Annotated in this window: 16 protein-coding genes; 8 read left to right on the top strand and 8 right to left on the bottom strand. The window is 70.3% G+C overall.

Annotated elements, in window-relative coordinates; genetic code table 11:
* The first annotated feature begins 13 nt into the window (after nucleotides 1-13).
* The 5 genes from ACIHCQ_RS09675 (at nucleotide 14) to ACIHCQ_RS09695 (ending at nucleotide 9,633) form a co-directional block, all read left to right on the top strand.
* Nucleotides 14-4,186, top strand: coding sequence for an Rne/Rng family ribonuclease (locus ACIHCQ_RS09675; RefSeq protein ID WP_399659600.1), 4,173 nt, complete (start codon nucleotides 14-16; stop codon nucleotides 4,184-4,186).
* Between the two features lie 383 nt (nucleotides 4,187-4,569).
* Nucleotides 4,570-5,688: a DegT/DnrJ/EryC1/StrS family aminotransferase gene (locus ACIHCQ_RS09680; protein ID WP_399659602.1), complete on the top strand. Its 1,119-nt coding sequence runs from the start codon at nucleotides 4,570-4,572 to the stop codon at nucleotides 5,686-5,688.
* Nucleotides 5,685-6,698 carry a Gfo/Idh/MocA family protein gene (locus tag ACIHCQ_RS09685; RefSeq protein WP_399659604.1) on the top strand — a complete coding sequence of 338 codons (1,014 nt, stop codon included), beginning with the start codon at nucleotides 5,685-5,687 and terminating at the stop codon, nucleotides 6,696-6,698. The genes ACIHCQ_RS09680 and ACIHCQ_RS09685 overlap by 4 nt, the downstream gene beginning before the upstream one ends.
* A gap of 11 nt (nucleotides 6,699-6,709) precedes the next feature.
* Nucleotides 6,710-8,353 carry a glycosyltransferase family 2 protein gene (locus ACIHCQ_RS09690; RefSeq protein ID WP_399659607.1) on the top strand — a complete coding sequence of 548 codons (1,644 nt, stop codon included), beginning with the start codon at nucleotides 6,710-6,712 and terminating at the stop codon, nucleotides 8,351-8,353.
* On the top strand, nucleotides 8,350-9,633 hold the full coding sequence (locus ACIHCQ_RS09695) for a nucleotide sugar dehydrogenase (protein ID WP_399659609.1): 1,284 nt from the start codon (nucleotides 8,350-8,352) through the stop codon (nucleotides 9,631-9,633). The genes ACIHCQ_RS09690 and ACIHCQ_RS09695 overlap by 4 nt, the downstream gene beginning before the upstream one ends.
* A 65-nt stretch (nucleotides 9,634-9,698) precedes the next feature.
* Here ACIHCQ_RS09695 and ACIHCQ_RS09700 read toward each other — a convergent pair whose 3' ends face one another.
* Nucleotides 9,699-10,865, bottom strand: a complete 1,167-nt coding sequence (locus ACIHCQ_RS09700) for an acyltransferase family protein (RefSeq protein ID WP_399660031.1) — start codon at nucleotides 10,863-10,865, stop codon at nucleotides 9,699-9,701.
* A gap of 13 nt (nucleotides 10,866-10,878) precedes the next feature.
* The gene (locus ACIHCQ_RS09705) at nucleotides 10,879-12,543 is read right to left on the bottom strand and encodes a hypothetical protein (RefSeq protein WP_399659612.1); all 1,665 of its coding nucleotides are present in this window, start codon (nucleotides 12,541-12,543) and stop codon (nucleotides 10,879-10,881) included.
* Between the two features lie 359 nt (nucleotides 12,544-12,902).
* Between ACIHCQ_RS09705 and ACIHCQ_RS09710 the strand changes: the two genes are divergently transcribed.
* Both ACIHCQ_RS09710 and ACIHCQ_RS09715 read left to right on the top strand, forming a co-directional pair.
* Nucleotides 12,903-14,432: a glycosyltransferase family 4 protein gene (locus tag ACIHCQ_RS09710; protein ID WP_399659614.1), complete on the top strand. Its 1,530-nt coding sequence runs from the start codon at nucleotides 12,903-12,905 to the stop codon at nucleotides 14,430-14,432.
* 149 nt (nucleotides 14,433-14,581) lie between these two features.
* Nucleotides 14,582-15,997, top strand: coding sequence for a glycosyltransferase (locus ACIHCQ_RS09715; RefSeq protein ID WP_399659617.1), 1,416 nt, complete (start codon nucleotides 14,582-14,584; stop codon nucleotides 15,995-15,997).
* 88 nt (nucleotides 15,998-16,085) lie between these two features.
* Here ACIHCQ_RS09715 and wecB read toward each other — a convergent pair whose 3' ends face one another.
* From wecB to ACIHCQ_RS09740, 5 genes are all read right to left on the bottom strand, one after another.
* Entirely contained in the window at nucleotides 16,086-17,189 is a 1,104-nt protein-coding gene (gene wecB, locus ACIHCQ_RS09720; protein WP_399659618.1) for a non-hydrolyzing UDP-N-acetylglucosamine 2-epimerase, read from the bottom strand.
* A gap of 111 nt (nucleotides 17,190-17,300) precedes the next feature.
* Nucleotides 17,301-18,458 carry a hypothetical protein gene (locus ACIHCQ_RS09725; protein ID WP_399659620.1) on the bottom strand — a complete coding sequence of 386 codons (1,158 nt, stop codon included), beginning with the start codon at nucleotides 18,456-18,458 and terminating at the stop codon, nucleotides 17,301-17,303.
* Nucleotides 18,459-18,499: 41 nt separating this feature from the next.
* Complete coding sequence (locus ACIHCQ_RS09730; protein ID WP_399659623.1) at nucleotides 18,500-18,913, bottom strand: hypothetical protein; 414 nt, start codon at nucleotides 18,911-18,913, stop codon at nucleotides 18,500-18,502.
* 290 nt (nucleotides 18,914-19,203) lie between these two features.
* Nucleotides 19,204-21,453, bottom strand: a complete 2,250-nt coding sequence (locus tag ACIHCQ_RS09735; RefSeq protein ID WP_399659626.1) for a glycosyltransferase — start codon at nucleotides 21,451-21,453, stop codon at nucleotides 19,204-19,206.
* Nucleotides 21,454-21,555: 102 nt separating this feature from the next.
* On the bottom strand, nucleotides 21,556-22,155 hold the full coding sequence (locus tag ACIHCQ_RS09740; protein ID WP_399659628.1) for an acyltransferase: 600 nt from the start codon (nucleotides 22,153-22,155) through the stop codon (nucleotides 21,556-21,558).
* 165 nt (nucleotides 22,156-22,320) lie between these two features.
* On the opposite strand from ACIHCQ_RS09740, the gene ACIHCQ_RS09745 reads away from it, so the two are divergent.
* A complete protein-coding gene (locus ACIHCQ_RS09745) occupies nucleotides 22,321-22,833 on the top strand; it encodes a hypothetical protein (RefSeq protein ID WP_399659631.1) in 513 nt (170 codons plus the stop codon).
* 25 nt (nucleotides 22,834-22,858) lie between these two features.
* On the opposite strand, the gene ACIHCQ_RS09750 is transcribed toward ACIHCQ_RS09745, so the two are convergent.
* Nucleotides 22,859-24,730, bottom strand: a complete 1,872-nt coding sequence (locus ACIHCQ_RS09750; RefSeq protein WP_399659633.1) for a hypothetical protein — start codon at nucleotides 24,728-24,730, stop codon at nucleotides 22,859-22,861.
* Between the last annotated feature and the right edge of the window lie 341 nt (nucleotides 24,731-25,071).

Raw genomic sequence — 25,071 nt, forward strand, 5'->3', positions numbered from 1 at the left:
GAGAACCGCCCGCATGCTTGAGATGAACGAATCCGGCAACGCCGGACCCAACGAGAACACTGAGAACAATTCACCCAGCGACACGCTGCCGCCGCGCCGCAGGCGCCGCGCGGCATCGCGGCCCGCGGGGCCGCCGACCGGCGCCGAAGGTGCCAAGGACGTCGTGAACGTCGCGGATGTGACCGAGATGGTCGCGCCGCCCGCCGCGCCCGAGGCCGTGGCGAGCGTGGAGACCGCCGAGCCGGCGGCCGCTGCCCCCGCGCCGCGTGCGCGTCGTCGTGCGACGCGTCAGGTGACGGCTCCGGAGCCGGTGGCCGAGCCGGTTGCTGAGTCGGCGGCCGAGGTCGAGGCGGAGGCCGGGATTGCCGCTGCTCCCGCGCCGCGTGCGCGTCGTCGTGCGACGCGTCAGGCGACGGCTCCCGAGCCGGTTGCTGAGTCGACGACCGAGGTCGAGGCGGAGGCCGGGATTGCCGCTGCTCCCGCGCCCCGTACGCGTCGCCGTGCGACGCGTCAGGCGACGGCCCCCGAGCCGGTCGCCCAGGCCGAGGTCGAGGCTCCCGCGCCTGCCGCTGAGCCCGAGGCCGAGGCCGAGCTCGCTTCGGGCCCCGCGCCGCGTGCGCGTCGTCGTGCCACGCGCCAGGTGACGGCCCCCGAGCCGGTCGCCGAGCCGGTCACCGAGGTCGCGGCCGAAGCCGAAGCCGCCGAGCCCGAGGCCGAGATTGCTGCGGCCCCCGCGCCCCGTACGCGTCGCCGTGCCACCCGTAAGGCCACCGCGCCCGCCGGCGCGCCGGAGGGCGCGGAGACGGTTGAGGCCCCCGAGCCGGCGGCCGAGGCCCCCGCGCCGCGTACGCGTCGTCGTGCCACCCGCCAGGTGGCAGCCCCCGAGCCGGTCGCCGAGACCGACGAGGAGCAGGTTGCCGGTGAGGCGGGCGAGAGCCTGCCGCAGGGCGCGGTCACGCAGATCTCCTCCGACGAGGCCGGGCCCGAGGTCGCGGCCGCCACGAAGGCGGCGACCCGGGGCCGTACGCGCCGTCGCGCCGTCTCTCCCGAGACGACCACGCAGGCCACCACGCAGGCCACCGCGCAGCCGGAGAAGCAGCCCGTCGCGGCCGAGCAGCCCGCGCAGCCGGAGAAGGCCGAAGCGCCTGCGCCCGCACGTGGACGCCGGGCCACGCGGCCCGCCGTCGCCGTGTTCCAGGCCCCGGTCTTCACCGAGCCGATGTTCCAGACCCCCGAGACGGCCGCTGCGGCTGCCGCCGCTGAGGAGCCGGAGGAGGCCGAGGAGGAGACGGTCCAGCCGGTCGCCGAGACCGCTGCCGCCCCGGAGCCCGCCGGCCGTCGCCGTCGCCGCCGCCGTGGGGAGGCCCCCGAGCCCGTAGAGGCCCCGGCCGCCCCCGTCCAGGAGGAGCGGCCCGAGCCGGAGGCCGAGCCCGAGCGTGGAGCCGAGGCGGCCGAGGGCGAGGAGTCGGACGAGTACGAGGACCGTCCCTCGCGCCGTCGCCGCCGTGGTGGCCGCCGTCGTCGCCGCGGCGAGCCCGCCGACACGGACGAGACCTCGGAGGAGCAGCAGCCCGAGGAAGCGGAAGCCGCGTACGAGGAAGAGGCCGAAGAGGCCGCCGAGGACGAGGAGCACGGCGACGCCGAGACCCCCTCGGCCGCCGGCACCAGCAGCAGCCGTCGCCGTCGCCGCCGCCGTCGCCGCAACGGTGACGCCGGACCCGAGGAAGAGACGGCCGCCACCGACCCGGAGCGTACGGTCGTCAAGGTCCGCGAGCCGCGTGCCCCGCGCGTCAAGGCCGAGGAGCCGTCGGACTTCCAGGACGCCGTCCAGTCCATCAAGGGCTCGACGCGTCTGGAGGCGAAGAAGCAGCGCCGCCGCGAGGGCCGCGAGCAGGGCCGCCGCCGTGTGCCGATCATCACGGAGGCCGAGTTCCTGGCCCGCCGTGAGGCCGTCGAGCGCGTGATGGTCGTCCGGCAGAACGGCGAGCGCACGCAGATCGGCGTCCTCGAGGACAACATCCTTGTCGAGCACTACGTCAACAAGGAGCAGGCGACTTCGTACGTCGGCAACGTCTACCTGGGCAAGGTCCAGAACGTGCTGCCGTCGATGGAGGCCGCGTTCGTCGACATCGGCAAGGGACGCAACGCCGTCCTGTACGCCGGTGAGGTGAACTTCGAGGCGCTGGGCATGGCCAACGGCCCGCGCCGTATCGAGGTCGCGCTCAAGTCCGGCCAGTCGGTCCTGGTCCAGGTGACCAAGGACCCGATCGGCCACAAGGGCGCCCGCCTGACCAGCCAGGTCTCGCTGCCCGGCCGCTACCTGGTGTACGTGCCCGAGGGCTCGATGACCGGCATCAGCCGCAAGCTGCCCGACACCGAGCGCGCGCGGCTGAAGACCATCCTCAAGAAGATCGTCCCCGAGGACGCGGGCGTCATCGTCCGTACCGCCGCGGAGGGCGCGAGCGAGGACGAGCTGCGCCGCGATGTCGACCGGCTGCAGGAGCAGTGGGAGGACATCCAGCGCAAGGCGAAGAGCGGCGGCAGCTCGAACGCGCCGACTCTGCTGTACGGCGAGCCGGACATGACCGTCCGGGTTGTGCGCGACATCTTCAATGAGGACTTCTCCAAGGTCATCATCAGCGGCGACGAGGCGTGGGAGACGATCCACGGCTACGTCAGCCATGTCGCGCCCGACCTGACCAACCGGCTGTCGCGGTGGACCTCCGAGGTCGACGCCTTCGCCACGTACCGCATCGACGAGCAGCTGATGAAGGCGCTGGACCGCAAGGTATGGCTGCCGAGCGGCGGCTCGCTGGTGATCGACAAGACCGAGGCCATGGTCGTGGTCGACGTCAACACCGGGAAGTTCACCGGGCAGGGCGGCAACCTCGAAGAGACCGTCACCAGGAACAACCTGGAGGCGGCCGAGGAGATCGTGCGCCAGCTGCGGCTGCGCGACCTGGGCGGCATCGTCGTGGTCGACTTCATCGACATGGTGCTGGAGTCCAACCGGGACCTGGTCATGCGGCGACTGCTCGAATGCCTGGGCAGGGACCGTACGAAGCACCAGGTGGCCGAGGTCACCTCGCTGGGCCTGGTCCAGATGACCCGTAAGCGGGTGGGCCAGGGTCTGCTGGAGTCCTTCTCCGAGACCTGCGTCCACTGCAATGGCCGTGGCGTGATCGTGCACATGGAGCAGCCGACCGCCCCCGGTGGCGGTGGCGGCGGCAAGCGTGCCAAGAAGCGCGGCCGTGGTGGCGTGGAGCAGGTGCACGAGTACGAGGCGGAGGCGGCCACCGAGGCCGACATCGAGGCCGAGGTCGCGGCCGACGCCGAGCTCGCCGCCGAGACCGAGGCGGAGCTTGCCGCGGAGACGGCCGCCCCGGTGCCGTACTTCGAGCCGGACGAGGAGCTGTACAGCAGCGCCGCGGAGGCGGAGGCAGCGGCCACGCGCGGTCGTGGACGGCGCAGGGCGACCCGTAAGGCGACGGCCCCGGCCGGTGCGCCGAGGGGCGCCAGGGCCGCCGAGCCCGAGGTCGTCGTCGCGGAGCCCGAGGCCCCCAAGGCCCCCAAGGTCCCTGAGGTCCCTGAGGCGCCCGAGGCCGTCGTGGAGCCCGAGGTGATCTCCGAGCCGGAGGCTCCCGTGGAGGAGGCGGCCCCCGCGGGCCGTACCCGCCGCAGGGCCACCCGTAAGGCGACCGCTCCGGCGGGCCCCCCGCCGTCGGTGACGCCGCCGGTCACGGAGATCCCCGCCGAGCCGGCGCCGAAGGCCGAGCCCGAGCCCCAGGCCCCCGAGCCCGCCGAGGAGGCGCCCGTCGCGGCCCCGCCGCGTGCGCGCCGCCGGGCGACCCGTAAGGCCACCGCTCCCGCCGGTCCGCCGGCCTCGGGCGCGGAGGAGCCCGCGGTCGTCGTGGTCCCCGCCGCTCCGGAGCCCGAGGCGCAGGCCCCCGAGGCCGGACCCGAGCAGCCCGAGGCCGAGGCCGAGGTCTCCGCACCGGCCAAGAAGGCGGCTCGCAAGACCGCCAAGAAGGCCACCGCGAAGAAGGCCGCCACCAAGAAGACAGCGGCCAAGAAGACCGCGGCGAAGAAGACGACTGCCAAGAAGGCCACCGCGAAGAAGACCTCGGCGGCCGGGCAGCAGACGTCATCGGTGACGGCATCGACCGACAGCGACAGCGACAGCTGACGGTGACAGGTGACAGCTGACAGCTCAAGGCCGACCGGCTGAACAGCTGAACAGTTGATGAGCCTTCAGTGAAGGACCGTGTCCCATCCCACAAGCCCGGGGGTGGGACACGGCCTTTGTCTCCGAATCGATGCGGAGCTCCCTTAACCGCCCCGAAATTCGCCAAGAAATCCCTGATAATGTGACGGCGGTCGTTGCCGGTTGTGGTCCCATTCCGCAGACTACGGCGGGTGACCGGCCCGGTTCGGGGCACAAAACCGGTCCCAGAATCCTCGGTAGGGCGTCGGCTTCGCGCCGGAGGGGTTTGCGCGGCCTCGAGAGACGTCCGCACGGCCCCTGATCCTCTGCCATAAAGAGCTCAGCGGTGTTCAAGGAGGACGTCCATGACGAGCAGCAACCAGCAGCCGATTCCCGCTGCCCGCCCGATCATTGGTGAGGAAGAGATCGAGGCCGCGGTACGGGTACTGCGTTCCGGCAGGGTCGTACAGGGTCCAGAGGTGGCGGCGTTCGAGGAGGGCTTCTCGGAGCTCGTCGAGGGGCGCCACTGCGTGGCCGTCAACTCGGGTACCTCCGCGCTGCACCTCCTTCTGCTGGCTCTTGGCATCGGCCCGGGCGACGAGGTGATCGTCCCCTCGTTCTCGTTCGCCGCCTCCGCCAACGCGGTCCGCCTGGTGGGCGCCGACGTCGTCTTCGCCGACATCGAGCCTGGCAGCTACGGCCTGGACCCGGCGGCCGTCGAGGCCGCGATCACGCCGCGCACCGCGGCGATCATGCCGGTGCACCTGTACGGCCACCCGGCCGCGATGGACAAGCTCATGCCCATCGCCGCCAAGCACAAGCTCGCCGTGGTCGAGGACGCCTGCCAGGCGCACGCCGCGGCGCTGAACGGCACTCCGGTCGGCGCGTTCGGCGCGGGCGGCACGTTCAGCTTCTACCCGACCAAGAACATGCACTCCCTCGAGGGCGGCATGATCTCCACGGGCGACGCCGAGACCGCCCGCACCCTGCGCCTGCTGCGCAACCAGGGCATGGAGCAGCGGTACGCCAACGAGATCGTCGGCGCCAACATGCGTATGACGGATGTCAACGCAGCCGTCGGCCGCGTACAGCTGGCGAAGCTGGGCGGCTGGACCGAGCAGCGCATCGCCAACGCCGCGTACCTCACCGAGCACATCACCGCGCCGAGCGTGAGCACGCCGTCGGTGGCCGAGGGCGCGCGTCACATCTACCACCAGTACACGATCCGGGTCAGCGGGGACCGCGACGCCGCGATGGCGAAGCTCACCGAGGCGGGCATCGGCAACGCCGTCTACTACCCGACCCCGATCCACCGTCTGAAGCCGTACTGGGAGCCGGACCAGAAGGCCGGCCGCAACTGGGACCTGCCCGAGACCGAGCGCGCGGCGGCCGAGGTCGTCTCGCTGCCGGTGCACCCTTCGCTGTCCGCGGAGGACCTTGAGCGCATCGTCGCCGCCGTGAACGAGCTGGGAGAGAACCTGTGACCACTGCGGGACTGCGGGCCGGCCTGGTCGGCCTTGGCTCGATGGGCCGTCACCACGCCCGCGTACTGGCCGGTCTGGAGGGCGTCGAACTCGTCGCCGTCGTCGACCCGATGGGTGACAAGAACGGCTGGGCGCAGGGCGTCCCCGTACTGAACACCGTCGAGGAGCTGATCGCGCTCGGCATCGACTACGCCGTCGTGGCCTGCCCGACCGCCCTGCACGAGGAAGTCGGCCTGGCGCTCGCCGAGGCCGGTGTCAGCGCGCTGGTCGAGAAGCCCGTCGCGGACACCGTCGCGGGCGCGCGCCGGCTGGTCAAGGCCTTCGAGTCGCGCGGCCTGGTGGCCGGCGTCGGTCACATCGAGCGCTACAACCCGGCCCTGCGCTCGCTGCGCGCCCGCCTGGAAGCCGGCGAACTGGGTGAGGTGTTCCAGGTCGTCACCCGCCGCCAGGGTCCCTTCCCGCACCGCATCGCCGATGTCGGCGTGGTCAAGGACCTCGCCACCCACGACATCGACCTGACGGGCTGGGTGACGGGCCAGGAGTACACCTCGATCGCCGCCCACACGGTCTCGAAGTCCGGGCGTCCGCACGAGGACATGGTCTCCGCGGTCGGCCAGCTCTCCGACGGCACGATGGTCAACCACCTGGTCAACTGGCTGAGCCCGCTCAAGGAGCGGTTCACCTCGGTCACCGGCGAGAAGGGCTGCTTCGTCGCGGACACTCTCACCGCCGACCTGACCTTCTACTCCAACGCCGCCCAGACCACCGAGTGGGAGGCCCTGCGGGCGTTCCGCGGTGTGGCCGAGGGCGACATGATCCGCTACGCCATCCCCAAGCGGGAGCCGCTGCTGGTGGAGCACGAGCTCTTCCGTGACGCGGTGCTCGGCAAGACCGAGGACATCTGCACGCTCCGCCAAGGCCTCCGTACGGTGGAGGTGGCGGCGGCCGTGCTCGAATCCGCGAACACGGGCAGCACCGTCGATCTCTCCGCGTACATCGCGGCCCAGTAGGGCGAGGAGCCTTGACCAGTCCAGATGTCACCGTCGTCGTCGCCGTGTACAACACGATGCCGTATCTGACGGAATGCCTTAACTCCCTTGTCGGGCAGAGCATTGGCCTGGGCAGGCTGGAGATCGTGGCCGTGGACGACGGTTCCACGGACGACAGCGGAGCGGAGCTCGACCGTTTCGCCAAGAAGTACCCGGACACAATCAAGGTGCTCCACCAGGAGAACTCCGGTGGCCCGGCCGCGCCCAGCAACAGGGCGCTGGACGTGGCCACCGGACGGTTCGTCTACTTCATCGGTGCCGACGACTACCTCGGCAAGGACGCGCTGCGGCGGCTGGTGGCCTGCGCCGACACCCACGGCTCGGACGTGGTGATCGGCAAGATGGTCGGCACCAACGGCCGCTATGTCCACCAGGCGCTCTTCAAGGAGAACAACCCGGACATCAGCCTGTTCGACTCGCAGCTGCCGTTCGGGCTGTCGAACACCAAGCTCTTCCGCCGTGAGCTGGTGGAGGAGCACAAGCTGCGGTTCCTCGAGGACCTGCCCGTCGGCAGTGACATGCCGTTCACCCTGGAGGCGTGTGTCAGGGCCCGGAAGATCTCGGTGCTCGCGGACTACACGTACTACTACGCGGTCAAGCGCGGGGACTTCAGCAACATCACCTACCGGGCGGGCGGTCACCTCTCCCGGCTGCGCTGCACCGCGCGGATCATGAAGCACGCGGCCGGGCTGATCGAGGCCGGACCGCAGCGGGACGCCATCATAAAGCGCCTCTTCACCTGGGAGCTGTCCAAGCTCCTCAAGGGCGACTTCACGGCGCTCGACCCGCAGACCAGAGCCGAAGTGTGCGCGGGCATGGCGGAGGTGGCGGACGACTACCTCACCGACGCCGTACGCGACTACCTGCCCGTCATGCGGCGGGTCAGGCTCACCCTGGCCCAGCACGGCGCGGTGGACGAACTGGTCGCGGCGATCGAGCTGGAGGAGACGGCCGGCGCGCCGCCGTTCCACCTGGAGGACGGCCGGGCCTTCGCCCGCTACCCCGGCTTCCGGGATCCCGTGCTGAACATCCCCGACCGGGTCTTCGAGGTGATCGAGGAGCCGGTCCCGCGCCAGCTCGCCGCCACCACCGGGCTGGTCTCGGCCGAGTGGGCGCAGGCCGGGGACGACCTGTCCCTGGCCATCGCGGTACGGACGGGGCTGACCGGCGAGACCGAAGGCGCCGTCATCCGCCTTGTCCCGGGCCATATGCCCAGGAGCGCGGACCGGGCGGGCGCCCGCAGGCTGCCTGCCGGTCAGGAACTTCCCGCCCCGGTGGGCGAGTTCACCCAGGAGGTCACCGACGACGGAGTCGGCACGGTCATCCGCGGGCGCATCCCGATCCAGGCCCGTCAGGCGTCGCTCGGCGTCCGGCTGTACGTGGAGGTCGCGGGCTGGACGTACGAGATCCCGGTACGCGGCGAGGACAGACCGATGCCGCTTGCCAGGCGCTGGCGCAGTGGCACCCCGTACCGGGTGGCGGCGCGCCTGAACACGAAGGGCAGGATGGTCGTCCTGACCGGCCTGCTGTTCCCGCCCGAGAATAAATTGTGGCCCAAGGTCTGGCCGCATGTGCGGCCCGTGCTGGTCCGGTTGAAGAGGAAAGTAACTCGATGAATATCTGTGTAGTCGCCCTCGGCAAGATCGGCCTGCCGCTCGCCGTGCAGTTCGCCGTCAAGGGGCACCGAGTGATCGGCGCGGACGTCAACGAGAAGGTTGTCGAGCTGGTCAACGCCGGCACCGAGCCCTTCCCGGGCGAGCACGACCTCGACGTCAAGCTGAAGCAGACCGTCGACGCCGGGCTGCTGACCGCCACCACCGACACCGCGGCGGCCGTCGCCCAGTCGGACGCGGTCGTGGTCGTCGTCCCGCTGTTCGTGGATGCCGAGGGCACCCCGGACTTCGGCTGGATGGACTCCGCGACCAAGGCGATCGCCGCGGGCCTGAAGCCGGGCACCCTCGTCTCGTACGAGACGACCCTGCCGGTGGGCACCACGCGCACCCGCTGGGCGCCGATGCTGGAGGAGGGCTCCGGCCTCACCGCGGGCACGGACTTCCACCTGGTGTTCTCGCCGGAGCGGGTGCTCACCGGGCGGGTCTTCGCGGACCTGCGCCGCTACCCCAAGCTCGTCGGCGGCATCGACGACGCCTCGGCGGCTCGCGGTGTGGAGTTCTACGAGCAGGTGCTGGACTTCGACGAGCGCCCGGACCTGACGGAGCCGAACGGCGTCTGGGACCTGGGCACCGCCGAGGCGTCGGAGCTGGCGAAGCTCGCCGAGACGACCTACCGCGACGTCAACATCGGTCTGGCGAACCAGTTCGCCCGGTTCGCCGACAAGAACGACATCGACGTCAAGAAGGTCATCGAGGCCTGCAACTCGCAGCCGTTCAGCCACATTCACCAGCCGGGCATCGCGGTCGGCGGGCACTGCATCCCGATCTACCCGCGGATGTACCTGTGGAACGACCCGGAGGCCACCGTCGTGCGCTCGGCGCGCGAGGCGAACGCCGCGATGCCCTCGTACGCCGTGGACCTGCTGGCCGCCGCGTACGGCGATCTGGAGAGCGTCGGCGTGCTGGTGCTGGGCGCGGCGTACCGGGGCGGCGTGAAGGAGACGGCGTTCTCGGGCGTCTTCCCGACCGTCGAGGCGCTCAAGGCGCGCGGGGCGGTGCCGTTCGTGTCGGACCCGATGTACACCTCTGAGGAGCTGACCGCGCACGGCCTCACGCCGCACGAGGGTCAGGTCGTCACCGCGGCGATCCTGCAGGCGGACCACGCGGAGTACCGCGAGCTGGCGGCGTCGGACCTGCCGGACGTCCGCGTCCTGGTCGACGGCCGCAGGACGACGGACCCGGCGCGCTGGGAAGGCGTCCGCCGCGTCGTCATCGGCGGCTGACGGGCGGTCTCATACGGTACGGCTGTGGGCCGGCACCCCCTCGGGGGCGCCGGCCCACAGCCGTATCAGGCAGCTACTCGGCGCGACCGACGGCCGGTGACGTCAGTACCGGAGCGGGCCGGGACCGAAGGGCCGGCCCGGCGCAGCAGCCGCTCGGCGGGATGCTCCACGAACCGATAGCAGAGCCCGGCGAGGCCCAGGCTCAGAGGAAGAACCAGCAGCCACACGGCCGCCGTCGGGATGCCGGGGGCCGGCCGGCCGCCGGACACGAACACAACGGCCCGGATGACGATCTCGTGCACGAGATACCAGGCGAACGACCAGTGCCCCAGCCGGATCATCCAGGGCCCGCCCAGATACGTACGTCTGTCATCCAGATCAGCGCGCGCGGCCGCGCAGATCAGCGCCGCGAAGAACGGCGCGGAGAGCCACTGCGAGGCGATGAACGGGCCGTACCAGAGCCCGTCGGGCACCGCCGCCGACCACGGGATGAGCGCCAGGTGCCACCCGGCCACCAGAGCGACCGCCCCCGCGAGCCCGACCGGCGGACGCCAGCCGCGCTTCACCGCGAGACCGGCGACCACTCCCAGGACGAACTGGAGGGAGCGGGTGAGCGGGAGATAGTCGAGTGCCCAGGACCTGTGGGCGGGGGAGAGACCGGCGGAGGCGAACCACAGCAGCAGCGCGGCGCCGAAGAGGGCGGCCGCGGCCCATGCCCAGACCCGGGCCCGGCGGCCCGCGAAGAGAGCCAGCAGCACCGGGAACGTCAGATAGAACCAGGCCTCGTCGCTGAGCGACCAGGCCGCCGGATTCCCGCCGGTGTACAGCACCGGGTCCGGGAACCACGCATGGACGAGCAACAGGGTCGCCGCTGCCGCCTTGAGCGATACGGCACGGTCCATCGCCACCCACACGGCGGCCGAGAGCCCGACACTGACCGCCAGTAGCGGCCAGATACGGGCGAAGCGCCGCCAGAGGAAGACCTTGACGGGGACCTTCGCACCGTCATACGTCCAGGCGAGTACAAAGCCGGACAGAATGAAGAAGAACGTCACACCGCTGCGCCCGTACCAGACCGTGTCACTGAGGCCGGGTACGGGGCCGACCTGCCGGGACAGGTGGTAGAGGACGACCAACAGGGCTGCCCAGAAGCGCAGTCCGGTCAGGGAGGGGAGACGGTCACGGCCGATCGGCCCGGTCTGCTGCTTGTCCGGTTCGCCCGGCAGCAGCATCACGGCAGCGACATCAGGGGAGCAGCAGCCGGTCGAAGTCCTGCTGTACCACCGGCCAGTCCCACGACGCGAGCGCGTGTTCGGACGCCGCCTGGCCCGCTTTCCGCCAGGACTCCTCGGTCGCGGTGACCTCCAGGATCCGGGCGGCGGCCTCCTGCGGTGTGGCGACGACCCAGTCCGCGGGGAAGAGCGTACGGGCGCTGTTGGCCTTGCCCGCGAAGAACGGCCAGTCGCGGCCGACGGGCACCGCGCCGCTCGCCGCGCCTTCGACGAACCCGCAGTGGAAGCTCTCCCGCACCGAGGAGCTGAGAATCACACCGACCTCGCTCAGTGCCGCCGGGACGTCGTCCAGCTGACCGAGTCGGCGGACGGCACCGGAAGGCTCCAGCTCGGCCAGATCGCGGCGGTACTGGACCACGTACTCGCGGGCCGCGGGGCTGTGCTCCGCGACGTCCGAGCCGAGCAGGAAGAGCCGGTACCTGGAGTCCTCGGCGCGCAGGATCCGCAGCACCTCGATGGCCCAGCGCGGGTCCTTGGCGACCGCCGAGATCCCCACCAGGCCGAGCGTGAACCGGGCTTCGGGCACCTTGGGGTGCACATACGCCGCCAGGTCCATGGCGTTGTGGATGACATGGAGCCGGGGAGCCTGTGCGGACTTCAGCTGTGGCACCGCCGCGATCGTCAGATCGCGCAGATGGGCGCCGACGAACACCAGATCGTCGATACGGGAGAAGTCGACCAGGAACGGCCAGAGGGTGAAGGTCTCGTAGCTGTGCAGCCGCACGACCACCCGAGTGGTGCCGGGGTCGACCGCGGTCAGCAGCGCGGCAGGACCCACACACCAGTCGATGAACACCGTGTCCGCCCAGTCGAGATGGGGGCGCAGCAGCTTCTCGGCCTCCCGGCCGTACTCCCGATCGCCGTCGAGACGGTGCTCGGCCATCCGGATGTAGGACGTGGCCAGTTTGTTGAGAGCCGGGACCTCTTGTATGTCCAGGGTGCGTACCTCCACACCGGGGTGCGCTTCGTAGCGCTCGCGGATCTCCGTGAGGAAGTTCGCGTTGTTCCGGGTGAGCATCAGCATCCGCAGCGGCCGGCCGGCAGGCGGTTCGGCGGCCGGGGCGGCGCGGCCGGCTCCGGTCGTCATGGCCCGGATGGCGGAGCTGCGGTGCAGCGGCGCCAGATACGCCTGCGGGTCGTCGGTGAGCGGCGAGGTGGTCCGGTCGAAGTGCAGCACCCGGTTGGTGGTGACCTGCAGCGCCGCGATCGCGAAGCGGGCGGCGGCGTTGGTGTCACCGCGGGCATACCGGTCGTCCGCACAGGCCAGCTCGGCGGTGATGGCGGCCGTGAGGGCCCGGGGGGCCTTGCCGCGGGCCAGCTCGATACGGGCCGCGCCGACCAGCAGATCGGCCCGGCGGCGCCGGTTCTTCGTGCGCCGTGCGGCGGACTCCAGGGCAAGGGCGCCGCCGGTGGGGCGGTTGGCCTTGTCCATGCCGCGGCCCACGCTCTGGGCCATCCGGAAGCGGAGCGGTTCGGGCAGTCCAGGGGCAGCCACGGCGAGCCGCCAGGCACGCGCGCCCACCCCCGTACGCAGCAACTTCGGGCCGAGCGCCCGGCGGGCCACGGCCCCGGGCAGCCGGGCGATGCGCCGCCCGGCTCTGCGACTGAGGACCTTCACGGGTGCTGCCCCTTTGACTGAGCGGTGAGCGGACGACAGGGTCCGATCATAAGGGCTTGCCAACAAGGCAAGGGGCGGGCCGATAAGGCGGTGCCACAGCGCCAGGAGGGGCGGTGAGCGGCCGGATGAAGGGCGGTATGCTTTAAGGCGGCCGGGTTCTGTGGCAGTGCTATGTGCGCGTACGCGCGCAACGCACGAGACGCCCGCTTCGAACGGCACTGGTGCACCGGCTCGATGTCACGGGCGGGCTCCTGAAAGTGTCAGACCTTCAGATCGTGAATCGTGAAAGGCGCGCATATATGGAGCTCGACAGCACCGCGGGGCGAAAGAGGCCCGGGGGCTCCCGAGGTCGGGTTGTCATGCTTGTTGACAACGGCGTCAAGAACGACTCACGTGTCCAGAAGTCGGCACGCTCCGCGGCCGAGGCGGGCTGGGAAGTGATTCTCTTCGGGATTTCACCGACCCGCGAGATGGAGACGTTCCACCTCGGCGATGCCGAGGTCCGGCTGATCCCCAAGGTGAGTCCGCTCGCGGTACGCAAGGCGGACATGCGGGGCCCGCGGATGCGAAACCCGCTCGCCTACCGGACGCCTCAGATCGCGGCCTACCGGCAGCAGGCGGTCAAGGCATGGCGCTCGGACCTCAGGTTCCGCGCTGCCGCCGCCAAGGCCGAGGGCCCCGGCCGCCCGAGCGCGGGCGGTTCCCCGGCCCGGCTGGCTGTGCCCAAGGCCAGTGCGAAGGCGATGAGCAAGTGGGTCGGACTGCGCTCGCGCATGACAGGCCGGCTGAAGCGGAAGCGCGCCAAGTTCGACGCTCCGATCGACAGGGCGGTCACCTCCGTACTGAAGACGACCAAGGGCGTGCGTGCCTGGCGGCAGCTGGAGCCCTACCTGTGGGACTTCGAGCTGGCCTTCGCGAAGCACATCGACGACCTTCAGCCCGACCTGATCCACTCGCACGACTTCCGCATGCTCGGCGTGGGAGCCAGGGCCGCTGTCCGCGCCCGTGCCGCGGGACGCCCGGTGAAGCTGATCTGGGACGCGCATGAGTTCGTAGGCGGGCTGCAGCCGGGTCACGAGCGCTGGCTGCCGGCCCATGTGGCCTGGGAGAAGGAGCACGCGGTGTTCGCCGACGCGGTGATCACTGTCTCGCCTTCGCTGGCCGAGCTGCTGGTGAAGAACCACAACCTGAAGGAGACGCCGGCCGTCGTCCTGAACACGCCGGTGACCAAGCCCGACCCGGAGGAAGTGGCCGCCGCGGACCCGCTGCCGGATCTGCGTGAGCTGTGCGGCATCGACAAGGACACACCTCTGCTCGCGTACTGCGGCGGCATCAACGCCGTGCGTGGTGTCGAGACGATGATCGAGGGTCTCGCGTTCCTGCCCGATGTTCATATCGCGTTGGTCTGCGTACCGCCCGGCGCCGGAAAGCTTTCCCCGCTCGTCGTCAAGATGCTGAAGTCGGCGGACGACCTGGGTGTCGGGGACCGCGTGCATCTGGTGCCGTATGTGCCGCACTGGCAGGTGCCGGAATTCCTCGCCACGGCGGACGCGGCGGTCAGCCCGCTGCACCATCTGCCCAATCACGAACTGGCGCTCAGCAATAAATTCTTCGAGTACTCGCAGGCCAAGCTTCCGCTGGTGGTCAGCGACACCCGCACCATGGCCGACATGGTCGAGAAGACAGGCCAGGGTGAAGTTTTCAAGGCGAAGGACGCCAAGGACTACGCACGCGCGGTGAAGGCCGTGCTGGCTGATCCGAAGCGCTACCGGGCGGCGTACGAGCAGCCGGGTCTGCTGGAGAAGTGGACCTGGGAAGCGCAGGCCGTGGTCCAGGACGAGGTCTACAGCCGTCTGCTGCCGGGCACCGCATCGGATGCCACTGGGTGACACGGTGGCCCCCGTGCGAGCCATAGGAGAAGCCGGCCGAGCCACTACGGCTACGGGATCGTTGCCCGCGTCCAGTCGTCCAGTACCGTGTCTGGTGCCCCGACGCCTCAGCCGCTCGCTGATCCCTGATTCACCCCAAGGAATTCTGAATGAAGAACCGTAGCGACCGGCGCCCCCGCGTGCTCTATCTGGCGTTCTACTTTCCGCCGTCACGTGCGAGCGGTGTGTACCGCGCTCGGGCGACCGCCAACCATCTGGTGGAGAAGGGCTGGGACGTTACGGTCTGCGCCGCTCCGCTGGACTTCCTCTACAACGTCATCGGGTCGGTCGACGAGCGGTTGTCGGAGACCGTCGATCCGCGTATCCAGGTCGAGCGGCCCTCGCTCAAGGACTACACCTGGCAGCAGGATCTGCGTGAGTTCAGCTGGCTGCGCCGCAGCTTCCCGCTGATGGCGAAGCGTGTGTACCAGTTCAGCCAGACGAAGCTGTTCCCCGAGCGGTACTCGTCCTGGGCCTGGGCGTCCGTGACACGCGCGCTGAAGCTGCACACCAAGAAGCGCTTCGACGTGGTGGTCGCCACCGGCAACCCGTTCGCCTCCTTCGGCGGGGCCTACGTCTTCAACCGGCTCACCGGTGTGCCGTATGTCATGGACTACCGCGACTCGTGGACGCTGGACCTCTTTCACGACGAGCCGGCCTTCCCCGAGGGGCACATCGCCTGGGCCTGGGAGAAGCGGATGCTGAACAGGGCGTCCGCCTCGGTCTTCGTCAATGAGTCGCTGCGCGGCTGGCATGCCGAGCGGTACCCCGAGGTCGCGGACCGGATGATGGTCGTCCCGAACGGCTGGGACGCCGATGTGCTGCCCAAGCCCCAGGTGCGGCAGGAGCTGGAGCAGGCCCAGGAGCCGGAGCCGGAGGCCGACGCGGCTGAGGAGGAGACGGCGGGGGCGTCGACGGCGAAGCGGCCGCTGACCTTCGCCTATCTCGGTACGCTCACGGCCAAGCAGCCGGTCGAGGAGATGGCCGAGGCGTTCAAGATCGCCCGTCGCCACCCCGAACTGGCCGACGCCGAGCTACAGCTCCACGGCCACCTCGGCTTCTTCAAGAGCAGCCCGGCGGCTCTGAAGGCCCGCCTGGGCCTCACCGACGCCCCGCCCGAGGACGGGGCCGAGGACACGGGGCTGCGCTACTGCGGCCCGGTCTCCAAGACCGAGGTCGGCGGGGTGTACGAGAGCGCCGATGTCCTGGTCTTCCTTGCGGGCGGCGGCAAGTACGTCACCTCCGGCAAGATCTTCGAGTACATGGCCTTCGGCCACCCGATCGTCTCGGTGCACGCGCCGGGCATCGCCGCACAGGATGTGCTGGACGGCTACCCGCTCTGGTTCAACGCCGACAGCCTGGACGTGGACGAGCTGGCGGCCTCCATGATCGCGGCCGGCAAGGCTGCCCGTGATATGAGCCCGGAGCAGCGGGAGGCCGCGCGCCGGCATGCGGACACCTACTCGCGCGAGGCCGTACTGACGCCCTTCGAGGAGCGACTGCGGGAGATCGTCGGCCTCGACTGAGGCGGTGGCGCGTTCCGCCGCGCGTATGCGCGTACGGCTGAGGCCCTGACCGGTTCACCGGTCAGGGCCTCAGCCGTAGGTCTGGGGGTCAGGCGGGCCGGTTGCCCCCGGACCACTCTTCCATGATCCGGATGACGTTCTGGGCGGCCCGTCCGTCGCCGTACGGAGTGCCGGGGTCGGCGGTCGGCACCGGGCGGGTGACCATGGCGGCCCACTCGTCGGCGGACAGTGTGTGCGGGTCGGGAACGAGAACGTTCCAGCCGGTGTCGACGGTCTCGACCCACTCCGTCTCGGGACGGATGGTGGTGGTGATCCGCTCCAGCAGGAACGCTTCCTTCTGCAGGCCGCCCGAGTCGGTGACCACACCGGTCGAGGCCAGTACGGCGGCGACCAGACCGGCGTACGGAAGGGGGCGGCCGACGTGGACGGAGCCCTGCTCCAGCTTGATGCCGTGCTCGGCGGCGCGGGCGACCAGGCGCGGGTGGGCGAGGAGCGCGACCGGCACGGGCAGCGCGGCCAGCGCACCGATGATCGCGGCGAGGCGCTCCGGGTCGTCGGTGTTGTCCGGCCGGTGCAGCGTGGCCAGCAGGAACGGCTGCGTCGGGTCGATGCCCTCGGGCAGCGCGGGGGCGGCGTGCTCACCGGCCAGCACGGCGTCCCGGATCCGCAGGCAGATGTCGACCATGACATCCCCGGCGAGTACGGCACGGTCCTGCAGGCCCTCGTCGGCGAGGTGGCGCATGGCCTCCTGGGTCGGGGCGAGCAGGACATTGGCGCAGTGGTCGGTCAGGACCCGGTTGTGCTCCTCCGGCATGCGCCGGTTGAAGGAGCGCAGGCCGGCCTCCAGGTGCGCGACCGGAAGGTGCATCTTCACCGCGGAGAGCGCACCGGCGATGGTGGAGTTGGTGTCGCCGTAGACGAGGACCCAGTCCGGCTGCTCGCGCTCCAGGACCGGGTCGAGCGCGGTGAGCACCGCACCGGTCTGGACGCCGTGGCTGCCGGAGCCGACTCCGAGGTGGACGTCGGGGTCCGGGATGCCGAGGCCGTCGAAGAAGACGTCGGAGAGGTCGGCGTCGTAGTGCTGCCCGGTGTGCACGATGAAGTGCTCGTGCTCCGTGCCGGCGAACGCGGCGGCGATGGGGGCGAGCTTCACCAATTGGGGACGGGCGCCGACAATGCTGATGACTTTCACTGAGCACTCTTCTTCTGGTCGGTCAGGTCATGGGCGGGGCGTGCACGGTCTCGTACCGCGCGGCTACCGCAATGGTAGGCAGTCGGCCGGTGCGGCGATGACGTGGCCCTGCTACTGAACCCCGGGGTTCAGCGCCTCCGGCACCCTGTCGAAGATGCCCCAGTAGCCCGACGCGTGTTTGCCGGTCGGCACTTGCCCAGCGGTGCCGGTCTCCACGTGCGTAAATGCCTCGATGCCCACCCAGCCCTGGAACTTTCCGGAATCATCGATGATCTGGAGCATCGGCCGGGGGTGTGAGTTGTACTTGTAGCAGGGCTGGCCCTGCGCGAGGGACTGGCACCAGTACCACTCGGTGTTGCGTCGGCCGCCGCCGATTTCCGCGATGTAGCGCACACGGTTGTTGTTGCCGTCGCAGGTGCTGTTGGGCTGCAGCCAGCCGATGCACGCACCGTTCTTGCAGACGGAATAGTCCTTCAGGGACCAGAAACCGGGTTTGTCCGCAGGCAGACTGCCCGTTCCTTCCCGGCCGACGATACCTGTCTTGGCGACGACAAACGCGCCCTTGTACCTGCGCCCATCGGTCGTGAGCTCGCTCATGGACGCTCGGCTTGCCCTGTCCGTCGGGGCATTACTTCCGTAGCCGACACCGAAGGTCGCCGTGTAACTGGAGAAGACGCCCAGCACGGGGACTTCTACCGTGCCCGGGGGGGTGTAGGCACCGTAGTAGGTGGGGCTGGTAATACGTGCCACGCCGCCGTCGTTCAGAGCCGGTTCCACGTTCCATTTCTCGGACAGCACGGGTGAAAGGGGAGTGCCTGCTCCGTCCGTGGTCCAGGTGACCGTGAGCCGCTTTGTGGTGGATGAGTAGTTGAACGTGCCGTGGAACCCACCATGCGGGTTGTCGCTGGTAAAGCCATCGACGGTCTGCACAGCGCACTGGGGAACGCCGCTGGCGCTGTCGCAATCGGCAGTCACCCCCGAGTCGACCCGGACCGGCATGTCACGCTGATTCCAGGACCAGTGCGAGGATGTCGCGGTGCCATCGGATTTGAAGGTGTAATACCCGAGCCGGGCCCAATTGCGGTAGTTGTTCACTGCGGCGGTGTTCAAACCACCCACCGAGACAACCCAGTTCGCCTTACCTCCCGGTAAGTCCACCTCTGCGGCCTGTGCGGGGCCGACTGTGGCCAGTAGCGAGGTGAGCAGGGCGAATGCCGCCAGCAGCGCTCCGATCGCCTTCCTCAGTGGGTTTCCGGGCAGTGCTGACATACGACTCTCCATCCATCGAGCAGGGCGGTCACGGAAAGCGTTTATCGGACGACGATGCCGTAGTCGATGAGATGGTAGCGGTCCCCTTTGGAGTCGAGGGTCCAGAGCTCGATATTGATCCGGCTGGCGCCACCGTCCACGTTCGTGGGAAGGGTGAATTCAAATCCCTTGCTGGTGCCGGTGCCGCGACCGCAAGCCGTGCGCGTCTCTTCGAGAAGGGGCTTTTCCGGGGCCCGGAAAGTCACCTGTGCGCAGCCCGTCGTGTTCGACTTCACCGTTCCAGTGATCAGCGACGAGCGCATGAATATGTCGATCGAGCCGAATGAGTAGCCGGCCTCGGTCGTATTGTTACCCAGGTAGTAGTCCGTTGCTGCGTTTGCGGTTCCGGTTCCCATGGTGGCGAAGAGTGCGGTGGCTCCAGCCATAACCGCGGCAGACTTGGCGGCTTTGCGCATTTCGAGCTCATCTCCTCTGATTTAAAGGTCAGGGTGGCTCTGTCCGGCAAGACGTTATGGCAATTTCGGCGACGCGAGAAGGCGTTGGCTTGATCTTGCTCACTTGTGTCCTAAAGGTGCGACCGAAGTGTGTCCGAAATTCTATTTGGCATTAATTGGCCGACCGTAACCCATTTCTGGGGTCGGGAGTTGTCCGAAACTGAGTTTCAGGCTGATCGGCCAATGGTGAAGGCCCCGACCGAAGTTGCGGTCGGGGCCTTCACCGTTCTGGCATCGGGTCTGCGTGTCGCCTACGCGTCCTTCTGGGCGTAGATCTCCTTGTCCATGTGCATGGTGACGGTGAGGTGCGGATGGGCCTTGGCCCACTTCCAGCCGGTCACCGTGGAGCTGATGTCGCTCACGAACACATGGTCGGCGAGGTCGAGGCGCAGCTCCGGCAGGACCACGCGCTTGGCCATACGGGACAGCAGATGCGGCCGGATCTCCCGGTAGCCGCGGGTGAACACCTTCCGGTGGAAGGCGTTGGCGGCCCTGGTGTGCACCCGCTGGACGGACGCGACGGCGAGCTCGGGTCCGATGGATTTGCGGTTGCGTGCGGCCATCCTCCGGGCCCTGCGCAGCACCGCGCGCGGCGCCCGGTAGACGAGGAAGCGCTCGCCGCGCGGAATGCGGAGCTTCTTCTCGGCTTCCTCGATGCTCAGGACGGGCACGCGGCTGTCCAGGCCCCACTGGGCCCAGAACTTGTCGGCCTTGCTCGCGACCATGGTGACTTCCGCACCCTGCTCGATCAGGATGTTGGCGAACTCGACGATGCGGCGCGGCTTGTTGGGGGTCGTCAGCGAGAGGATGACCGCGCGGCCGACCGGCTCGGCGCCCGGCTCGGCAGCGGGCCCGGGCTCGGGAACGCTCTGCTCGGCCTGCCCGGCGGCAACCAGAGCGGCCGCGGCCGTGACCACGGGGGGAGCCTCTTCGGCCGGGACCTGCTCGTAGACCGCGATCAGCTGCTTGGCCACCGCCTCGGCGCCGTAACGGCTCTCCAGCACCTCGCGGGCCGCCACGGGGTCGACCCCGGACACGTCCTGCCGCAGCCGCCAGTACGCGTCGGCGATGACCTTGGGGTCCTTGCTGACGTCCATGAGCGCGCCGGCCTTGGACTCGATGCCCGCCAGGCTCTCCTCGGGGCCGCCGCAGCGCGTGGCGAGGACGGTCATTCCGGCGGCGACCGCCTCCACGACCGTCATCCCGAACGTCTCGCCCTTGCTCGCGTGTACGAGGAGGTCGTGCTGGTGCATCAGCGCGTTGACGTCGGCGGGGTCCACGGGCGGCAGTATCCGCACGCGGTCGCCGAGCCCGAGCTCCTTGACCCGAGCTGTCAGGGCCTCCTCGCGGGGGCCGTGGCCGACCATGGTGAGCGTCGCCCGCTGCTCCTTCGCCGCCACCAGCGCGAAGGCCTCAAGCAGCTCGTCGACGCCCTTGGGCTGGACCAGCCGTCCCACGTACAGCCAGCTGAGCAGCTCCGCGGAGCGCTCGCCGCCCGGGGTGAAGCGGCTGAAGTCGATCACGTTCGGTACGACGCTGAGCTTGTGCGCGTACGCCGGGAACTCCGCGGCGATCTGGTCCCGCAGTTGGGAACTGACGCACAGGAACGCGTCCGCGCGCGCCAGCACCTGGCCGTAGAGCGCACGGGCGGCGGGCTGCGCGAACACCTTGTCCAGGAACGAGGAGTGCTCGGTCACGACCACACGCGCGTCGGGCCGGGCCAGCTGCAGGGCCAGCACACCGCCGTAGATGCCGGTGTGGGCGTGGACGAGGGGCGCCTCGATCTTCCCGGTGGGCAGGGCGGTGAGGAGCACCCGCTTCTGGGCGGCCACCCACGGGGCGTACTCCCTGCGGCGCATCAGCGGCACGGGCACCCGGACGACCGTGGCCTCGGGCGTGTCGAGGACGGGGATGAGGTCCCGGCGCTGCTCCCGCAGGCGGTCCGCGGCGACCTTGATCGCGTCGTGGAGCGCGGGGTGCGCCGTGCCCGACCAGTCCTCGGTGTGGAACACGGTGACCCGGTCGAACTGCTCGCTCACCGCGGCCGTCATGGCCTGTACGAAGGACCCGGCGTACGAGTTGTTCGGCGACGGGTACCACGGGGTGAGCACGGCGAGGTCCGCGGGCTCGGCGGTGTGCCGGTCCGTATTGGCGGGCTCCAGCTCCAGCGTGAGCTTCGGCCACCGCCGCATCGCGGCCCAGGCCGTCGGCAGCGCGTGCGCGTCACCGGCGATGAGCCGCTCCGCGGTGGCGAAGGGTCCCGACTTGTCGCCGACGAGCTTCTTGGCGGCGGCCCAGCCCGAACCGTGCCTGTCGGGGGCGAGCCGTACGACCTCCACGCGATCCAGTCGCGAGAGCTCGTCGGCGGTCTCCGCCCAGTCCGCGCTCTCCGGTACGACCAGTACGACCGGCGACCCGGACGACGCGAGTTCCTTGACATGCTCGCGTGCTGCCCGCACCCGGTATGTTCCGAGCGCGAGATAGAGCACGTGGCTTTTCATTCGGTTCCCTTCGCACAACATGACGCAGGGCCCCAGAGTATCGAAGCCCGGCGCGTGCTCTGCGGCCGAGGACGGCCGTCGGGCGGGTCGTCGGCCTCCGCGTCAGCCGCGGTCGTCGAGGACGCCGTCCTTCTCGACGTACACCGCCCCGGTCTGCGGGCAGTCCCACACGCCGGCCTCGCCGTCGCGCTCGACCAGCCGGACACCGGCGCGGCCGACCCAGCCGACCTGCCGGGCGGGGACGCCGACGACGAGTGCGAAGTCCGGCACGTCCTTGGTGACGACGGCGCCCGCGGCGACCATGGACCAGCGGCCGATCCGTACGGGAGCCACACACACGCACCGCGCGCCGAGCGAGGCCCCGTCACCGATCTTCACACCCACGGCTTCCCAGTCGCCGCCGCGCTTCTGCTTGCCTTCGGGGTCGACCGAGCGGGGGTTGTGGTCGTTGGTGAGGACGACGGCGGGCCCGATGAAGACACCGTCGCCGAGCTCGGCGGGCTCGTAGACCAGCGCGTAATTCTGCAGCTTGCAGTTGTCACCCATGGTGACGCCGGTGCCGACGTAGGCGCCGCGCCCCACGACGCACCCTTCGCCGAGCTTCGCACCTTCACGGATCTGAGCGAGCTCCCACACGCTGCTGCCGGCGCCGATCTCGGCACTGTCGTCGACCTGGGCGGTGGGCTGGACCCTGTAGTTCACTCTTCTGCCTTCCGGTGCGCGGTTTCGCCCGGCGAGCATACGTCGCTGCCGGGGGCAGGCGGCGGTCACGGTGACCGGGGCCGCCGGTGTGACCGTCGCGAGGGCGAGAGTCAGATACTTCGGGTACTTCAGGTACTTCGGGCAGACAACCGGATGGAAGGCACCGTGATGATCACAGGGAGCGACTTCGTCTTCGTGGCGCGTGCGCCGGTCTCCGTCGCGATCGAGCGATTCCTTGATGACTGGCTGGTCGCGTGGCCCTGGCTCAGGGTCGCTTCAGGCGCGGAGGGGGCGGACGGTGTGTTCTTTCCGTGGGTGTCCGGTGCGGTGAAACTGCCCGAAGAGACCGGACACCTGCTGGTCACGCGGGACGAGGCGATGGTGGCGGGCTGGGACGACACCGGCTATGCGCTCGACTCGCGACAGGAGGGACCGTTCTCCCTGATGTATGAGCCGGTGGGCTGGGAGTCCCTGGACGTTATGGCTCTGAGCGATCCCTACCGCCGGACGGGATTCGGATACGAGCCGTACGAGATCTCCGTTGTCGGTGCGGGTCTCCAGATGGTCACCGTGGTGGCACCGGAGAGCGGCCCGTTCCAGCAGGCCGTCCTGGACAGGCTGCTGGCGAGCTTCGGTCCGCCCCCGTCGTCGGAGAGTCCCAGCGGCCGCACACCTTGAACTGCCGGAATCCACGTAGGGCCGCTCAGTTGCCGCGCCGCGCAGCCCACGCCTTGCGCAGCTGGAGCGCGATGCCCAGGAACGCCAGCGTCGGGACGAGCGTGCGGTACCAGCTGATCTCCGGGGACCACCAGCCGTACGCCGCCGCCGGGGCGAGGATCAGCAGGCCCACGACACGCAGCACCCACCAGTGCCTCGGCCGGGGAACCGGGAAGGCGGGCATACCCAGGTCCGTCGACATCGTGTCCCGTATGCCCTTGAACACCCCGCGCCGGGCCAGGAGCCGGGCCCCCGGAACGCCGGCCAGGATCTCGTCGCGGTCGCCGAAGCCGTCCGGGAGCGGGGGCAGGCCGAGTGCGGTGACCAGTTCCCGCTGGCGCTGGGCCGGGTTGTTGGTGGAGCGGAGCAGGGCGATCAGGGGGCGCGGGTCCGGCACCGGGAGGACCTTGGCCAGGGCCTCGGCCGTGGCGGTGGCCTCCGCGTGGTCGGTGACCTGGGCCGAGGGGTCCCACAGGTGGGAGGCGCGCGCCTTGCCCTTGTGGAAGAGCGTGAAGCCGTAGCGGTCGGCGGTGCGGCGCAGGACCAGCGCGGGCCACTTCTCGCCGGTGGTGAAGTTGTCGGCGGCGGCCGTCAGCAGTTCCTCGCCGCCCGCCAGGCCCGCGCGTCTGCCGGGGGAGGGGTCCGGCACCAGCTCCACGTAACTCATGAGGAAGGGCGCCGGAGCGATACGGAGAGAGATGCCGCACATCAGGGCCGCCTCGGCGACCTCGTGGGGCGGGGCCGCCGCTATCGCGACCGAGCGCGGCGCGGGCACGGAGGGCAGCGCGGCCGGCGGTGTCGTGGGCCGCGGCGGGCGGGCGAAGAACGGGGTCTGCGACGCGACCTGCATCCGTACGCCGAGACGGAACTCCAGGAACTCCTTGCGGCTCTCGCCGACGTACCCCCACGGGTAGCCGCGCGCGTGCACGCCGATGGCCCGGAAGGTCTCCAGCGCCTCGGCCCAGCGCTCCGCGAAGATCAGCATCAGGGCGAGGTGGTTGCGGAAGTCCGCGGCGTCCGGGTCGCCGTGCGCGTACCAGGAGGAGAGCTCCTGGGCGCCGGCCACCGCCGCGTCGATCCGGGCGCGGTTGATCGGGCCGCCCCCTGAGGAGTCGGAGTCGTCGGACACCACCTCGTACTCGACGGCGGCCAGCAGCGGCAGCGCGCGCAGTTTCGACCCGGGCAGCGCGCCCTCGGCCGCCCGCTCGGCGAAGGCGAACATCTCCTCGTGTGAGCCGTACCACTTGTCGCACAGGTACTGCAGGGCGGTCGCATGGCAGCCGTAGTGGTGCGGGGCGCGGGCGACGGCCTCCGCCCAGTACGCGTCGAACACCTCGCGGGGCGCCTGGATGCCGCGCGCGTGCGTGAGCGCGACCTCCCACGGCACCGGGTCGGTGGGGTTCAGCGTCGCCGCCTCCGCGATCACCGGCAGGGCGTCCTCAAGCAGGGTGAAGAAGGCCCGGAACTGGTCCTCGGACACCCGGCTGGCGCGGTACCCCGTACGTATCTCCCAGGCCTGCCGCACGCGGAGATCGGCTTTCACGAGCACCGCGTCGGGGTCCCCGGGCGACTCCTCCAGCCAGGACCCCAGCCACCCCGGGTTGTGCAGCGCGCACTCGGACAGCTCCGAGACGTACGCGCTGCGCCGCTCCCACTGCGCGCCGAGTCGGGTCTCGGCGAGCAGCTCACGGGCGGGCCCGGCGTCACCGGCAGCGGCGGCGGCCAGGGCGGCGCGCAGGGCGGGCTCGGCGACGGCGTCGACAGTGACGGCCTCGTCGGGCGGCAGGTCCGCGCCGACGGCCGAGCCGTGGCGGAGCATACGAGGCACGGTGATGAAGGAGCGGGAGCGCAGGGGCACGCGCGTATTCTTGCCGATCCGCCGGGGGCGCCCCGAAGAGCCCCGAGGCGTGGGGCGGCGCGCGAACTCCGGGCGACCGCCGGGCGACCCGCGCGGGACCGGCGGGCGACCGGCGCGGGACCTCCGGGCGAACGCCGGGCAACGGTCGCGCCGACCCGGTTTGACCCTCCGGAGCGCGCCCCGTAACCTTGACCCTCGGTGTGTTTCCATGCACACACCCCCCTGAGCAACTCCCTCCCGATGGTTTCTGCCGGTCGGGAGAGGCCGCTCAATCCTTCCGGATCGTCACGGGCCCCGGCCCGTGCGAGCGGCTGGCATCAGGGGTCCGTTCCGAGCGAAAG

It is taken from the genome of Streptomyces sp. NPDC052236 (genome assembly GCF_044548015.1).
Lineage (GTDB): Bacteria > Actinomycetota > Actinomycetes > Streptomycetales > Streptomycetaceae > Streptomyces.